This window comes from Streptomyces sp. NPDC055955 (assembly GCF_042270245.1).
In the GTDB taxonomy this organism is placed as follows: domain Bacteria; phylum Actinomycetota; class Actinomycetes; order Streptomycetales; family Streptomycetaceae; genus Streptomyces.
Genome location: NZ_JBHJYS010000010.1, coordinates 46,575 through 62,187, shown reverse-complemented (window position 1 = coordinate 62,187; position 15,613 = coordinate 46,575). Strand labels below are relative to the sequence as shown.

The 15,613-nt window shown below is 66.8% G+C and carries 10 protein-coding genes and 1 tRNA gene; 1 reads left to right on the top strand and 10 read right to left on the bottom strand.

Features of this window, described 5'->3' with window-relative positions; all coding sequences use genetic code 11:
* Positions 1 to 849 precede the first annotated feature (849 nt).
* From ACFC96_RS21160 to ACFC96_RS21115, 10 genes are all read right to left on the bottom strand, one after another.
* Positions 850 to 4,749: a DNA-directed RNA polymerase subunit beta' gene (locus ACFC96_RS21160; protein ID WP_376260176.1), complete on the bottom strand. Its 3,900-nt coding sequence runs from the start codon at positions 4,747 to 4,749 to the stop codon at positions 850 to 852.
* A gap of 124 nt (positions 4,750 to 4,873) precedes the next feature.
* On the bottom strand, positions 4,874 to 8,359 hold the full coding sequence (gene rpoB / locus ACFC96_RS21155) for a DNA-directed RNA polymerase subunit beta (RefSeq protein WP_376260178.1): 3,486 nt from the start codon (positions 8,357 to 8,359) through the stop codon (positions 4,874 to 4,876).
* A gap of 674 nt (positions 8,360 to 9,033) precedes the next feature.
* On the bottom strand, positions 9,034 to 9,417 hold the full coding sequence (gene rplL, locus ACFC96_RS21150) for a 50S ribosomal protein L7/L12 (protein ID WP_116511090.1): 384 nt from the start codon (positions 9,415 to 9,417) through the stop codon (positions 9,034 to 9,036).
* 111 nt (positions 9,418 to 9,528) lie between these two features.
* On the bottom strand, positions 9,529 to 10,059 hold the full coding sequence (gene rplJ, locus ACFC96_RS21145; RefSeq protein ID WP_100594899.1) for a 50S ribosomal protein L10: 531 nt from the start codon (positions 10,057 to 10,059) through the stop codon (positions 9,529 to 9,531).
* Positions 10,060 to 10,385: 326 nt separating this feature from the next.
* Positions 10,386 to 11,105, bottom strand: a complete 720-nt coding sequence (locus ACFC96_RS21140) for a hypothetical protein (protein ID WP_376260180.1) — start codon at positions 11,103 to 11,105, stop codon at positions 10,386 to 10,388.
* Between the two features lie 141 nt (positions 11,106 to 11,246).
* On the bottom strand, positions 11,247 to 11,975 hold the full coding sequence (gene rplA, locus ACFC96_RS21135; RefSeq protein WP_376260182.1) for a 50S ribosomal protein L1: 729 nt from the start codon (positions 11,973 to 11,975) through the stop codon (positions 11,247 to 11,249).
* 82 nt (positions 11,976 to 12,057) lie between these two features.
* Positions 12,058 to 12,492 carry a 50S ribosomal protein L11 gene (rplK, locus tag ACFC96_RS21130; RefSeq protein WP_100594902.1) on the bottom strand — a complete coding sequence of 145 codons (435 nt, stop codon included), beginning with the start codon at positions 12,490 to 12,492 and terminating at the stop codon, positions 12,058 to 12,060.
* Positions 12,493 to 12,669: 177 nt separating this feature from the next.
* Positions 12,670 to 13,578: a transcription termination/antitermination protein NusG gene (nusG, locus tag ACFC96_RS21125; RefSeq protein ID WP_376260184.1), complete on the bottom strand. Its 909-nt coding sequence runs from the start codon at positions 13,576 to 13,578 to the stop codon at positions 12,670 to 12,672.
* 77 nt (positions 13,579 to 13,655) lie between these two features.
* Positions 13,656 to 13,943: a preprotein translocase subunit SecE gene (gene secE / locus ACFC96_RS21120; protein WP_100594904.1), complete on the bottom strand. Its 288-nt coding sequence runs from the start codon at positions 13,941 to 13,943 to the stop codon at positions 13,656 to 13,658.
* A gap of 109 nt (positions 13,944 to 14,052) precedes the next feature.
* Positions 14,053 to 14,125 (bottom strand) — tRNA-Trp (locus tag ACFC96_RS21115).
* Positions 14,126 to 14,315: 190 nt separating this feature from the next.
* Here ACFC96_RS21115 and ACFC96_RS21110 point away from each other — a divergent pair.
* Positions 14,316 to 15,554 carry a pyridoxal phosphate-dependent aminotransferase gene (locus ACFC96_RS21110; protein WP_376260185.1) on the top strand — a complete coding sequence of 413 codons (1,239 nt, stop codon included), beginning with the start codon at positions 14,316 to 14,318 and terminating at the stop codon, positions 15,552 to 15,554.
* Positions 15,555 to 15,613: the final 59 nt, after the last annotated feature.

The window sequence follows — 15,613 nt, the reverse complement described above, 5'->3', positions numbered from 1 at the left end:
TCGTGGCCCGATCCTGGCCGTTCCACGTTCATGCACCACTCGATGTGAGTAGCTTGATCGCTCACTGTGACGATCGACGGGCACATGACAGGGGCACATTTACTGTACGAGGGCCTGCTCGCCCGGCGCGGTCTACGAGTTGGAACTGATCGCCGGGGACTCGCCGGAGGACTTCCAGACGACGGAGTCCGCCCGCGCGCAGCTGCCGACGGTCAACGACTTGACCGAGCGGCAATCTCCGGCTCCGGCGGGGCAGGGCAGGGTAGGGCGGGCAAGGAACGGTGCCGGAGCACCCGTACGCGCCGCCCACGTCCGGCACGCCGTACGTCCCCCGACAGGCACCCGGGCCCCCCTACGGGGCGCCCTACGCGACCGCCGGGCCGGCCGACCACCGCGCCTGAGGCGACGCATGAACGCCCCCGACGCCCCGCCCGAACCGCCCTCGAACCCGCCGTCCCTCTTGTCTCCCGCGGCGAACGGATGCTCGCCACGTTACGGGGCGAGCTCGCCCGCGCGGACAGCAAGGCGTCCGTGCTGGTGGCGGCGTGAGGAATCCTGGCCGGAGCGTCCAGCGGGCTGCCGGCAGGACGGGACCGGAGCCCCACCGCACTGTCGGGAGCCGGATCCGTCCCGGAGGGCGCCAGGGCCGCCGCCCTGGCGCCCTCCCTGTTGCTCCCCGCCGTACTCCCCCGGTACCGCACCGATCCTGGGCCCCGCGACCACACCCGGCTGCGTGCCCTGGAGCCCCGCCTCCAGCCCGTCCGCTGACCGCGGCCGATCAGTCCTGGAAACGCCGAAGGGCGCCCACCCCGTGAGAACGGAGTGGGCGCCCTTCGTCAGACGTACGCCTTACTGGTTGTACGGACCGTAGTCGTAGTCCTCCAGCGGAACGGCCTGGCCGGAGCCCGTGCCGAACGGCGAGTAGTCGATGTCGTCGTAACCGACGGCCGAGTACATCGCGGCCTTGGCCTCTTCGGTCGGCTCGACCCGGATGTTGCGGTAGCGGGACAGACCCGTACCGGCCGGGATGAGCTTACCGATGATGACGTTCTCCTTGAGGCCGATGAGGCTGTCGGACTTGGCGTTGATCGCCGCATCCGTCAGGACTCGGGTCGTCTCCTGGAAGGAGGCGGCCGACAGCCAGGATTCCGTCGCCAGCGAGGCCTTGGTGATACCCATCAGCTGCGGACGGCCGGAGGCGGGGTGACCGCCCTCGGTGACCACACGACGGTTCTCGGTCTCGAACTTCGAGCGCTCGACGAGCTCGCCCGGCAGCAGCTCCGCGTCGCCGGACTCGATGATCGTCACGCGGCGCAGCATCTGCCGGATGATGATCTCGATGTGCTTGTCGTGGATCGACACACCCTGCGAGTTGTAGACCTTCTGGACTTCGCCGACCAGGTGGACCTGGACCGCACGCTGACCGAGGATCCGCAGCACGTCGTGCGGGTTCGTGGCACCGACGGTGAGCTTCTGGCCCACCTCGACCGCGTCGCCCTCGCCGACCAGGAGACGGGCACGCTTCGAGATCGGGAACGCCGTCTCGTCGCTGCCGTCGTCCGGGGTGACGACGAGCTTCTTGGTCTTCTCGGTCTCCTCGATCCGGACGCGGCCCTTGGCCTCCGAGATCGGGGCGACACCCTTCGGCGTACGAGCCTCGAAGAGCTCGACGACACGGGGCAGACCCTGGGTGATGTCGTCACCGGCCACACCACCGGTGTGGAAGGTACGCATCGTCAGCTGGGTACCGGGCTCACCGATGGACTGGGCGGCGATGATGCCGACCGCCTCACCGATGTCGACCAGCTTGCCGGTGGCCAGCGAGCGGCCGTAGCACATGGCGCAGGTGCCGACGGCGGACTCACAGGTCAGGACCGAACGGGTCTTGACCTGCTCGACACCCGCGTTGACCAGCTGGTCGATGAGCACGTCACCGAGGTCGACACCCGCCGGGGCGAGCACCTTCCCGTCGACGACGATGTCCTCGGCCAGGCAGCGCGCGTACACGCTGGTCTCGACGTCCTCCGCCTTGCGCAGGACGCCGTCGGCGCCGCGCGTGGCGATGTCGAGCTTGAGACCACGCTCGGTGCCGCAGTCCTCCTCGCGAATGATGACGTCCTGGGAGACGTCGACCAGACGACGGGTGAGGTAACCGGAGTCGGCGGTACGCAGAGCGGTGTCGGCGAGGCCCTTACGAGCACCGTGGGTCGAGATGAAGTACTCGAGCACCGACAGACCCTCACGGAAGGAGGCCTTGATCGGGCGCGGGATCGTCTCGTTCTTGGCGTTCGACACCAGACCACGCATACCGGCGATCTGACGCATCTGCATCATGTTTCCTCGGGCACCCGAGTCAACCATCATGAAGATGGGGTTCGTCTTCGGGAAGTTCGCGTTCATCGCCTCGGCAACCTCGTTGGTCGCCTTGGTCCAGATCGCGATGAGCTCCTGAGTGCGCTCTTCCTTTGTGATGAGACCGCGCTCGTACTGCTTCTGGACCTTCTCGTCCTGCGCCTCGTAGCCCGCGACGATTTCCTTCTTCGCCTCGGGAACGACGACGTCGGAGATGGCCACGGTGACACCGGAGCGGGTCGCCCAGAAGAAGCCGGCCGCCTTCAGGTTGTCGAGCGTCGCCGCCACGATGACCTTGGGGTAGCGCTCGGCGAGGTCGTTGACGATCTCGGAGAGCTGCTTCTTGCCGACCGCGTACTCGACGAACGGGTAGTCCTCGGGCAGCAGCTCGTTGAAGAGCGCGCGGCCCAGCGTCGTACGCAGACGGAAGCTGTCGCCCGTCTGGTACTCCGGCTCGCCCTCCTCGGCCGCCGGCGGGGTCCAGCCGCGCGGCGGGATGGTGCCCACCGGGAAGCGGATGTCCACGCGCGACTGCAGCGCGAGCTCGCCGGCGTCGAACGCCATGATCGCCTCGGCGACGGAGCCGAACGCGCGGCCCTCGCCCTTGGTGTCACGGAGTTCACCGTCGGTGGTGAGGAAGAACAGACCGAGGACCATGTCCTGGGTCGGCATCGTCACCGGACGGCCGTCGGCGGGCTTGAGGATGTTGTTCGAGGACAGCATCAGGATGCGGGCCTCGGCCTGCGCCTCCGCGGAGAGCGGCAGGTGTACGGCCATCTGGTCACCGTCGAAGTCCGCGTTGAACGCGGTGCAGACGAGCGGGTGGATCTGGATGGCCTTGCCCTCGACCAGCTGCGGCTCGAAGGCCTGGATGCCGAGGCGGTGCAGCGTCGGCGCACGGTTCAGCAGAACCGGGTGCTCGGCGATGACCTCTTCCAGGACGTCGTACACGACCGTGCGGCCACGCTCGACCATGCGCTTGGCGCTCTTGATGTTCTGCGCGTGGTTCAGGTCGACCAGGCGCTTCATCACGAACGGCTTGAAGAGCTCCAGCGCCATGGCCTTCGGGAGACCGCACTGGTGCAGCTTCAGCTGCGGGCCGACGACGATGACGGAACGCGCCGAGTAGTCGACTCGCTTACCGAGCAGGTTCTGACGGAAGCGACCCTGCTTGCCCTTGAGCATGTCGGACAGCGACTTCAGCGGACGGTTGCCGGGGCCCGTGACCGGGCGACCACGACGGCCGTTGTCGAAGAGCGCGTCGACGGCCTCCTGAAGCATGCGCTTCTCGTTGTTCACGATGATCTCGGGGGCACCGAGGTCGAGGAGTCGCTTCAGGCGGTTGTTGCGGTTGATCACGCGGCGGTACAGGTCGTTCAGGTCGGAGGTCGCGAAGCGGCCACCGTCCAGCTGCACCATCGGACGCAGGTCCGGCGGGATGACCGGCACGCAGTCGAGCACCATGCCCTTGGGGCTGTTGCTGGTCTGCAGGAACGCGGAGACGACCTTGAGGCGCTTGAGCGCACGGGTCTTCTTCTGGCCCTTGCCGGTACGGATGATCTCGCGGAGGCGCTCGGCCTCCTCCTCGAGGTCGAAGGACTCAAGGCGCTTCTGCAGGGCAGCGGCACCCATGGAGCCGTCGAAGTACGTGCCGAAGCGGTCACGCAGCTCGCGGTAGAGCAGCTCGTCACCTTCGAGGTCCTGGACCTTGAGGTTCTTGAAGCGGTTCCACACCTCGTCGAGGCGGTCGATCTCGCGCTGCGCACGGTCGCGCAGCTGCTTCATCTCGCGCTCCGCGCCTTCGCGCACCTTGCGGCGCACGTCGGCCTTGGCACCCTCGGCCTCGAGCTCGGCCAGGTCGGTCTCGAGCTTCTTGGCGCGGGCCTCCAGGTCGGAGTCGCGACGGTTCTCGATCTGCTGACGCTCCACCTGGACGTGCGCCTCGAGGGAGGGCAGGTCGCGGGTACGGCGCTCCTCGTCCACGAACGTGATCATGTACGCCGCGAAGTAGATGACCTTCTCGAGGTCCTTCGGGGCGAGATCAAGCAGGTAGCCGAGGCGCGAGGGAACGCCCTTGAAGTACCAGATGTGCGTGACAGGGGCGGCCAGCTCGATGTGGCCCATCCGCTCACGACGCACCTTGGCGCGAGTGACCTCGACGCCGCAGCGCTCACAGATGATGCCCTTGAAGCGGACACGCTTGTACTTACCGCAGTAGCACTCCCAGTCCCGGGTCGGACCGAAGATCTTCTCGCAGAAGAGTCCGTCCTTCTCGGGCTTGAGGGTGCGGTAGTTGATGGTCTCGGGCTTCTTGACCTCGCCGTGAGACCAGGTCCGGATGTCGTCCGCGGTGGCAAGGCCGATCCGCAGCTCGTCGAAGAAGTTGACGTCGAGCACTGTGCGTCAATCCCTCTTTCGGGGTTGTGCCCCTCGCGTTAGCGAGAAATAAGGCGCTTCATCATGGTCTGAACGGTCCCGGGGATGGCCGGGGGCTCCTTGTGGGAGCCCCCGGCCAGGCCCGTCAGACCTCTTCGACGCTGCTCGGCTCGCGCCGGGACAGGTCGATACCGAGCTCCTCCGCCGCGCGGAAGACGTCCTCGTCGGTGTCGCGCATCTCGATGGACATGCCGTCCGAGGACAGCACCTCCACGTTGAGGCAGAGCGACTGCATTTCCTTGATGAGCACCTTGAAGGACTCGGGAATGCCCGGCTCGGGAATGTTCTCGCCCTTGACGATGGCCTCGTAGACCTTCACGCGGCCGGTCACGTCGTCGGACTTGATCGTCAGGAGCTCCTGGAGGGCGTACGCGGCACCGTAAGCCTCAAGCGCCCACACCTCCATCTCACCGAATCGCTGACCACCGAACTGGGCCTTACCACCCAGCGGCTGCTGGGTGATCATGGAGTACGGACCGGTCGAACGGGCGTGGAGCTTGTCGTCGACCAGGTGGTGCAGCTTGAGGATGTACATGTACCCGACCGAGATCGGGTCCGGGAACGGCTCACCGGAGCGGCCGTCGAACAGCTTGGCCTTGCCGGACGGCTGGACCAGACGGTCACCGTCGCGGTTCGGGATCGTGGCCTCGAAGAGACCGGAGATCTCGTCCTCACGGGCACCGTCGAAGACCGGGGTCGCGACGTTGGTGCCAGGGGCGACCTGGTCGGCGCCGATGGCCTGCAGGCGCTGGGCCCAGTCGTCCGCGAGACCGGAGACGTCCCATCCGCGGCTGGCCAGCCAGCCGAGGTGGATCTCCAGGACCTGTCCCGGGTTCATTCGGGACGGGACACCCAGCGGGTTGAGGATGATGTCGACCGGAGTTCCGTCCTCGAGGAACGGCATGTCCTCGATCGGAAGGATCTTCGAGATAACACCCTTGTTGCCGTGGCGGCCGGCGAGCTTGTCACCGTCCGTGATCTTACGCTTCTGCGCCACGTAGACACGAACCAGCTGGTTCACGCCCGGCGGCAGCTCGTCGCCCTCTTCACGGTCGAAGACGCGGACGCCGATGACCTTGCCGATCTCACCGTGCGGCACCTTCAGCGAGGTGTCGCGCACCTCGCGCGCCTTCTCACCGAAGATCGCGCGGAGCAGGCGCTCCTCGGGCGTCAGCTCGGTCTCACCCTTGGGCGTGACCTTGCCGACGAGGATGTCGCCGGCGACGACCTCGGCACCGATACGGATGATGCCGCGCTCGTCGAGGTCGGCGAGGACCTCCTCGGAGACGTTCGGGATGTCCCGGGTGATCTCCTCCGGGCCGAGCTTGGTGTCACGGGCGTCGACCTCGTGCTCCTCGATGTGGATCGAGGAGAGGACGTCGTCCTGCACGAGGCGCTGCGACAGGATGATCGCGTCCTCGTAGTTGTGACCCTCCCACGGCATGAACGCCACGAGCAGGTTCTTGCCGAGCGCCATCTCGCCGTTCTCGGTCGCGGGACCGTCGGCCAGGACCTGGCCCTCGATCACGCGGGCACCCTCGTCGACGACAACCTTCTGGTTGACGGAGGTGCCCTGGTTGGAGCGCGAGAACTTCGCGAGGCGGTACGTGGTGTACGTGCCGTCGTCGTTGGCGGTGGTGATGTAGTCCGCGGAAACCTCCTGGACCACACCGTCCTTCTCCGCCTTGAGCACGTCGCCCGCGTCAGTGGCGCAGCGGTACTCCATGCCCGTGCCGACGAGCGGCGCCTCGGACTTAATCAGCGGCACGGCCTGACGCATCATGTTCGCGCCCATGAGAGCACGGTTGGCGTCGTCGTGCTCGAGGAACGGGATCATCGCGGTCGCGACCGACACCATCTGGCGCGGCGAGACGTCCATGTAGTCGACGTCGTCGCCCGGGATGTAGTCGATCTCGCCGCCACGGCGGCGGACCAGGACGCGGTTCTCGGTGAACCGCATGTCCTCGCCGAGGCCGGCGTTGGCCTGGGCGATCACGAAGCGGTCTTCCTCGTCCGCGGTCAGGTAGTCGACCTCGTCGGTGACGACGCCCTCGACGACCTTGCGGTACGGCGTCTCGACGAAGCCGAACGCGTTGACGCGACCGTAGGAAGCCAGCGAACCGATCAGACCGATGTTCGGGCCTTCAGGCGTCTCGATCGGGCACATGCGGCCGTAGTGAGACGGGTGCACGTCACGGACCTCGAAGCCGGCCCGCTCACGGGAGAGACCACCCGGGCCAAGAGCCGACAGACGGCGCTTGTGGGTGAGACCCGACAGCGGGTTGTTCTGGTCCATGAACTGCGACAGCTGGCTGGTGCCGAAGAACTCCTTGATGGAGGCGACGACCGGCCGGATGTTGATCAGGGTCTGCGGCGTGATCGCCTCGACGTCCTGAGTCGTCATGCGCTCGCGGACGACGCGCTCCATACGAGCCAGACCCGTGCGGACCTGGTTCTGGATGAGCTCGCCGACGTTGCGCAGACGACGGTTGCCGAAGTGGTCGATGTCGTCGGTCTCGACGACGATCGTGGCACCGCTGTCGCCGACGGTCTCGGTCTCACCGGCGTGCAGCTTCACCAGGTACTTGATCGACGAGATGATGTCCTCGACGGTCAGGACGCCGGCGTCCAGCGGGGCTTCGCCGCCCAGCTTCTTGTTGACCTTGTAGCGGCCGACCTTCGCGAGGTCGTAGCGCTTCGGGTTGAAGTAGAGGTTCTCGAGCAGCGTCTGCGCGGCCTCACGGGTCGGCGGCTCGCCCGGACGCAGCTTGCGGTAGATGTCGAGGAGCGCGTCGTCCTGGCCCTGGGTGTGGTCCTTCTCCAGGGTGGCGCGCATGGACTCGTACTCGCCGAACTCCTCGAGGATCTGCTCGGTCGTCCAACCGAGAGCCTTCAGGAGAACGGTGACGGACTGCTTGCGCTTGCGGTCGATGCGCACACCGACCATGTCGCGCTTGTCGATCTCCATCTCGAGCCAGGCGCCCCGGGACGGGATGACCTTGGCCGAGAAGATGTCCTTGTCGGACGTCTTGTCGATCGAGGAGTCGAAGTAGACGCCCGGCGAGCGGACGAGCTGCGACACAACGACACGCTCGGTGCCGTTGATGACGAAGGTGCCCTTGTTGGTCATGAGCGGGAAGTCGCCCATGAAGACCGTCTGGGACTTGATCTCGCCGGTCTCGTTGTTGGTGAACTCGGCGGTGACGAAGAGCGGGGCGCCGAACGTGAAGTCGCGCTCCTTGCACTCGTCGATCGAGTTCTTCGGCGGCTCGAAACGGTGGTCGCGGAACGTCAGGGACATCGACCCTGAGAAGTCCTCGATCGGGGAGATCTCCTCGAAGATCTCCTCCAGACCGGACTTCCTGGGGACGTCCTGTCCGCTTTCCAGAGCCGCCTCGACACGAGCCTTCCACGCGTCGTTACCGAGCAGCCAGTCGAAGCTTTCGGTCTGCAGCGCAAGAAGGTTCGGAACCTCGAGGGGCTCCTTGATCTTTGCAAAGGAAATGCGCAGCGGGGCGGTGCTGGCGCCGTTGTTCGTATTCGCGGTCGAGGCAGTGCGCGAGGCGGCCAAGAGGGGGTCCTTCCGAGGGCTCGGACTCACTACGCGCGTACCGGTCCCAAGCTGGCACGGAGGCAGAAGCTTCCCGAATCGGCCGGTAAGGCCTGGTCAGGACGGCTTCGGTCCACGGTGCTGGAGCGAGGGCATGCCCCTGGTGACGGGCAGGGAGCAGCTAACAGGCAGCGCAAAGGGTCAGTGTAGCCACTTGGCTCACTGATGTCCAGTGCGGGTTTTTTGAGACCCTCGTTGTCCTCAACGACCCTCGTCAGACCCTCGTTGTTCTCAACACCTGCAACACGTCACCACGTCACTCGTGGCGCGCACATCCTTACTGCCCTCTTCGTCGTCGATCCATGCCTCGGATCCGGATCGATGTGACGACGCGTCCTGAGAATTGCGCGCTGCGTGCGGTTCGTCAAGGCCCCCTCCTGTACGAACAGGGCCGCCCCGACCCCCGCACTCACCAGCAGGCACCTGCCGGCACCCGCTCCAGGCACCGGCTCCAGGCACAACGAAGATCACCATACTCGCCGGGACCGTCAGCGCAAGGCAGCCGAACTGGAACACCGAGCGGCCGCCGGAAAAGCCTGAAGGGCGACCACCCAGTTGGGTGATCGCCCTTCAGTACGTTCGCGTTACAGCCCTACGCGAGAGCCGCTCCGCAAGGAGTCAGCAGACTCCCGAGGTCACTTGACCTCGACGGAGGCGCCGGCGGCCTTGAGGGACTCGGCAGCCTTCTCAGCGGCCTCCTTGGCGACCTTCTCGAGGACCGGCTTCGGGGTGCCGTCGACGAGGTCCTTGGCCTCCTTGAGGCCCAGGGAGGTGAGCTCGCGCACGACCTTGATGACCTGGATCTTCTTCTCGCCGGCGCCGGTGAGGATGACGTCGAACTCGTCCTGCTCCTCGACGGCCTCAGCGGCGGCACCCGGGCCGGCCGGGCCGGCGACGGCGACGGCCGCGGCGGCGGTGACGTCGAACTTCTCCTCGAAGGCCTTCACGAACTCGGAGAGCTCGATGAGGGTCATCTCTTCGAACTGCGCGAGCAGGTCGTCCTGGGACAGCTTCGCCATGATGGCGTCCTTCCACTAATTCGGCAGGTGCCGTAGTTACATGTAGGCGGGCGTACGTTCGGCCCGCTGCGACCGTCTCCCTAGTGGGCGACGGTCAATGCGCGAGCCGAGTTACTCGGCACCGCCCTGCTCGTCGCGCTTGACGCGAAGCGCCTCCGCAGTGCGGACGAACTTCGACGGGAGCGCCTGGAAGACCTGAGCAGCCTGAGTCTGCTTGCCCTTCATGGCGCCCGCCAGCTTGGCGAGCAGAACCTCGCGGGACTCGAGGTCCGCGAGCTTCTTGATCTCATCGGCGGACAGCGCCTTACCGTCAAGGACACCGCCCTTGATGATGAGGTTGGGGTTGTCCTTGGCGAAGTCACGAAGACCCTTCGCCGACTCCACCGGGTCACCGGTGACGAAGGCAACCGCCGTCGGACCCGTGAACAGGTCGTCCAGCGTGTTGATCCCGGCCTCGTTGGCCGCGATCTTGGTCAGCGTGTTCTTCACCACGGCGTACTCGGAGTTCTCACCGAGGGAACGGCGCAGCTGCTTGAGCTGGGCCACGGTGAGACCCCGGTACTCGGTCAGCACGGCGGCGTTCGAGCTGCGGAACTTGTCCGTGAGCTCGGCTACCGCGGCAGCCTTGTCGGGCGTCGGCATAGAGCGTCGGCCTCCTTCCGGGTGATGAGGACCGCTCAGAAGGGGCTGTACAAAACAAAACGCCCCGGCGCAGGCGCACGGGGCTGAGCTCGACCGAAACGAATCCGGGAACTTTCCACAGTCACCTGCGCAGGTCGTCCGCTTTCAGCAGATCCTTCGGTCACCGGTTCCCCTTGCGAGGGCACGGCAACGACCAGCGGTCTTTGGCTTCTCGAGGAGACTACGTGACGGGGTCCGCCTCAGGCAAATCCGCTCTTGTCGGCACCCGCCGGGGCGCTCGACTGCTGGTCACGCCCTTCATCATCCGCGGCGGACGGAGCCCGTACTCAGCCGGCCGGCTCTCGATCGACGACGTCCTTGAAGTCGACCGTGTCCCGGGCCGGCGGGCGCTCGGCCGAGGCGCGGGCTCCGTAGTCGGCGTAATGCACCGTCCCCGAGAAGGCGCCGGAGGCCGTGTCGGCCCGCTGGACGCGCTTGACCAGGAGGTGGCGGCGGTCGATCCACACGTCGACGCGCTGCCCGTGGGCCGAGCCCGTGTAGTGCGTCGCGCGGACGCCGCGCACGGTCTCCGGGCCCACCTCGCGCGCGTTCCCCGAGGACAGCAACAGCTTCAGAGAGGCCGCCGGCGAGAGGTCGGCCCCAGAGTCGTACGGATATCTGACCCAGTGCTTGCCGTCCGACAGCGCGGCGAACCTGTCGGTCATGCGCGTGTAGAACGCGTCCGGCAGGAAGCGGGACTGGGACGGGGAGCCGCCCATGAGCCGAGTCGTCGAGGCCGTCGAGCCGCCGGTCGTGGTGACCCTCAGAGTGCCCCGCAGCCCGTCCGACCAGCCCAGGACGCCCACGCTGCGCGAGGAGAGGCTGGTGCCCGTACTGCTCGTCGCCTCGATCCTCGCGGACCCGGCGGCGGCGACCTCGGAGCGTGCGGCCTTCAGCGCCCCGGTGACCCTCTCGTCCCGCTCGGGCGCCTCGTGCGTGCCACAGGACACCAGGCCGGCCATCGCCAGGCAGACCATCGCGTGCCGCATCCATGCCCTGTCGTTCATACGCTCCCCCGTCGCGCCCCAGGCCGACCCCGCACGCTAGCGGAGCGCACCCGCGCCCGGAGGGGTTGGCGGAAAAAACGGGAACGGGCCCCGCACCTCGAAAGGTGCGGGGCCCGAGCCGACTTGGCTGAGCTGTCAGGCTCAGACCGCAGCCGGGTCCTCCTCGGTGAGGAGGTTGCGGGTGCGGTTCGGGTCGACGGGAACGCCGGGGCCCATCGTGGTGGCGATGGCGGCCTTCTTGATGTAGCGACCCTTGGCGGCGGACGGCTTCAGACGAAGGATCTCGTCCAGGGCCGCGCCGTAGTTCTCCACCAGCTTGGTGTCGTCGAAGGACACCTTGCCGATGATGAAGTGGAGGTTCGAGTGCTTGTCGACGCGGAACTCGATCTTGCCACCCTTGATCTCGTTCACGGCCTTGGCCACGTCCGGGGTCACGGTGCCGGTCTTCGGGTTCGGCATGAGGCCACGGGGACCGAGCACGCGGCCGAGGCGGCCGACCTTGCCCATGAGGTCCGGGGTGGCGACGACGGCGTCGAACTCGTTCAGGCGGTTGCCCTTGGAGATCTCGTCGATGAGCTCGTCGGAGCCGACGATGTCGGCGCCCGCGGCTTCCGCGGCCGCAGCACGGTCACCGGTCGCGAAGACCAGGACCCGGGCGGTCTTGCCGGTGCCGTGCGGGAGGTTCACGGTGCCACGGACCATCTGGTCGGCCTTGCGCGGGTCGACACCCAGACGGAAGGCGACCTCGACGGTGCCGTCGAACTTCGTCGCGGAGGTCTCCTTGGCGAGACGGACGGCCTCGAGCGGGGCGTAGAGCTTGTCCCGGTCGATCTTCGCGTCCGCAGCGCGGAGAGTCTTGCTGCGCTTCACTTCTACTCCTGGATTTCAGGTATGGAGTTCGTGGTGCGGACCAGCGCTGGCCCTACCACTGAAAGGTCAAACGGGGTGAGGGTCAGCCCTCGACCGTGACGCCCATGGAACGCGCGGTACCGGCGATGATCTTCGCGGCGGCGTCCAGGTCGTTGGCGTTCAGGTCGGCCATCTTGGTGGTGGCGATCTCGCGGACCTGCGCGTCGGTGATCTTCGCGACCTTGGTCTTGTGAGGCTCGCCGGAGCCCTTCTCGATGCCCGCGGCCTTGAGGATCATCTTGGCGGCCGGGGGCGTCTTGGTGATGAAGGTGAAGGAGCGGTCTTCGTAGACCGTGATCTCCACCGGGATGACCCAGCCACGCTGCGACTCGGTCGCGGCGTTGTAGGCCTTGCAGAACTCCATGATGTTGACGCCGTGCTGGCCCAGCGCGGGACCGACCGGCGGGGCCGGGTTGGCGGCACCGGCCTGGATCTGGAGCTTGATAAGCCCCGTGACCTTCTTCTTCTTGGGAGGCATTGCTCTCTCCGGGTCCTAGTGAGAGTTTTCAGCCGACCACCCGGTCATCCGGATGGAGGCATACCGCACAACGATAACGGGTATCTGTGTGCAGCTAAAAACCGAGCAGGTCAGACCGGCTTTGAGAGCCCGTCTGACCTGTTCGGAAGTGCTTGTTCCAGAAGGTGCCGGAAGGGGCTAGTTCTTCTGGATCTGGTCGAAGCTGAGCTCGACCGGAGTCTCGCGGCCGAAGATCTCGACGAGACCCTTGACCTTCTTCGAGTCGGCGTTGATCTCGTTGATCGTCGCCTGCAGCGTCGCGAACGGGCCGTCGGTGACGGTGACCGAGTCGCCGACCTCGAAGTCCAGGACCTGGACCTCGACCTTGCGGGACGGAGCCGGCTTGCCCTCGGCCTCGGCGGCCTCGCGGGCGGCCTTCTCCTCGGCCTCCGGGGCGAGCATCTTGACGATCTCGTCGAGGGTCAGCGGGTACGGGTCGTAGGCGTTGCCCACGAAGCCGGTGACGCCGGGGGTGTTGCGAACGACGCCCCAGGACTCGTTCGTCAGGTCCATGCGCACCAGCACGTAGCCGGGGAGCTTGTTCTGACGGATGGTCTTGCGCTCGCCGTTCTTGATCTGCGCGACCTCTTCCTGCGGCACCTCGGCCTGGAAGATGAAGTCCTCGACGTTCAGCGAGACGGCGCGCTGCTCGAGGTTGGTCTTCACGCGGTTCTCGTAACCGGCGTACGTGTGGATGACGTACCACTCGCCGGGCAGCGTGCGCAGTTCCTCGCGCAGGGCGACGATCGGGTCGACCGGCTCGGACTCCTCAGCGGCTTCCTCGACGGACTCGTCGTCGGCCTCGGCCTCGGGGGCGTCCTCGTCGGACAGCTCGGCGGCGTCGTCCTCGGCGTCGCGCTCGAGGGACTCCTCGGCGGCTTCGACCTCGTCCTCGGCGTGCTCGTCAGCCTCAGTGGCTGCCTCGTCGGCAGCCTCGGCCTGGACCGTGTCCTCGGCGTTCTCGGCGTCCGCCGCCTCGACAATGTCGAGCTCGTCCTCAGCGGACTCGACGGGCTCGATCGCCTCGTTCAGGTTCGGGTCAGACACTGTGGCTGCTTCTTCCTGGATACATAGGGGTGGAACACGCGAAAGGGGCGCCGGGTACGGCGCCCTTCGCTCTCGGCTCAGCCGAAGATGTACTTGACGGCGTGGTTGAAGCCATAGTCAATCACGGTCACCAGACCGATCATGATGACGACGAACACGATCACCACACTGGTGTACGTGGTGAGCTGGTTGCGAGTCGGCCAGACAACCTTGCGGAGCTCCGCGACGATCTGGCGGTAGAAGAGCGCGAGACGGCCGAAGGGGCCCTTCTTTCCGCGCTTGCCACCCTTACGGGGCTTCTTCTGGGACTCCGGCGCCTCATCCTGGGCATCAGGCATGTCGATGGAGCCCACGGCGTCCGTCACGCGTCCTCACCTGAATTCCGGGTCGTGGCCGTGCCGCGCCCGGTTGAGCCGCACGGCGGTGCATTTGCAGTACGTACATGCGCACACGTCCTGGCGAAGGAGTGTGTAGCAGGGCCGGAGGGACTTGAACCCCCAACCGCTGGTTTTGGAGACCAGTGCTCTACCAATTGAGCTACGACCCTTTGTCTGCCCCAACGTACCGCATCCTTCCCACTGCACGGTGTGCGCCGGAAGAGAGCGGCCGGTGAAGGCCAACGAGCAGTGAGTGTACGTGTTCCGCGGCCCTCCGTCGAACAGAAAGAAGCGGGCCAGTCGTTGATCGTCCGTGAAACCCGTGTGCCGGCCGGGTTTCCGGTCTGGAACGATGGGGTTATGAGCGCTGCTGCTACTCCTTCCTCTTCGCCCACCGAGCGCCGGGTCTCCGCCCGTATCGGCGCGATCTCCGAGTCCGCGACCCTCGCCGTCGACGCCAAGGCCAAGGCCCTCAAGGCCGCCGGGCGTCCGGTCATCGGTTTCGGCGCGGGCGAGCCCGACTTCCCGACCCCGGACTACATCGTCGAAGCGGCCGTCGAGGCCTGCAAGAACCCGAAGTACCACCGGTACACGCCCGCCGGCGGTCTGCCCGAGCTGAAGTCCGCGATCGCCGCGAAGACGCTGCGCGACTCCGGCTACGAGGTCGACGCCTCGCAGGTCCTGGTGACCAACGGCGGCAAGCAGGCCATCTACGAGGCCTTCGCCGCGATCCTCGACCCGGGCGACGAGGTCATCGTCCCGGCGCCGTACTGGACGACGTACCCCGAGTCGATCCGTCTCGCCGGTGGTGTCCCGGTCGAGGTCGTGGCCGACGAGACGACCGGGTACCGCGTCTCCGTGGAGCAGCTGGAGGCGGCGCGCACCGAGCGCACCAAGGTCGTCCTGTTCGTGTCGCCGTCCAACCCGACGGGCGCGGTCTACAGCGAGGCCGACGCCGAGGCGATCGGCCGCTGGGCCGTCGAGCACGGCCTGTGGGTTCTCACGGACGAGATCTACGAGCACCTGGTCTACGGGGACGCCAAGTTCACGTCCCTGCCGGCGCTCCTGCCCGAGCTGCGCGACAAGTGCATCGTCGTGAACGGCGTCGCCAAGACGTACGCGATGACCGGCTGGCGTGTCGGGTGGATCGTCGGCCCGAAGGACGTCGTGAAGGCCGCGACCAACCTGCAGTCGCACGCCACGTCCAACGTGTCGAACGTCGCGCAGGTCGCCGCGCTCGCCGCCGTGTCCGGCGACCTGACGGCCGTCGCGAAGATGCGCGAGGCCTTCGACCGCCGCCGCAAGACCATCGTGCGCATGCTGAACGAGATCGACGGCCTGTTCTGCCCCGAGCCCGAGGGCGCCTTCTACGCGTACCCGTCGGTGAAGGAGCTGCTCGGCAAGGAGATCCGCGGCAAGCGCCCGCAGACCTCCGTCGAGCTGGCCGCGCTGATCCTCGAGGAGGCCGAGGTCGCGGTCGTCCCGGGTGAGGCCTTCGGCACGCCGGGCTACCTGCGTCTGTCGTACGCCCTGGGTGACGAGGACCTGGTCGAGGGTGTCTCGCGGATCCAGAAGCTGCTCGCCGAGGCGCGCGACTGACGCGTTCCGCGTGATGCGGGCCGCCTCCGGGGTTTCCCGGGGGCGGCCCGTTATTTCGT

What these genes read in the sequence shown, in the direction of transcription:
- rplL (WP_116511090.1), bottom strand. Translation starts at nt 9,417, where the DNA reads ATGGCGAAGCTGTCCCAGGACGACCTGCTCGCGCAGTTCGAAGAGATG.
- rplJ (WP_100594899.1), bottom strand. Translation starts at nt 10,059, where the DNA reads ATGCCGACGCCCGACAAGGCTGCCGCGGTAGCCGAGCTCACGGACAAG.
- ACFC96_RS21140 (WP_376260180.1), bottom strand. Translation starts at nt 11,105, where the DNA reads ATGAACGACAGGGCATGGATGCGGCACGCGATGGTCTGCCTGGCGATG.
- rplK (WP_100594902.1), bottom strand. Translation starts at nt 12,492, where the DNA reads ATGCCTCCCAAGAAGAAGAAGGTCACGGGGCTTATCAAGCTCCAGATC.
- ACFC96_RS21110 (WP_376260185.1), top strand. Translation starts at nt 14,316, where the DNA reads ATGAGCGCTGCTGCTACTCCTTCCTCTTCGCCCACCGAGCGCCGGGTC.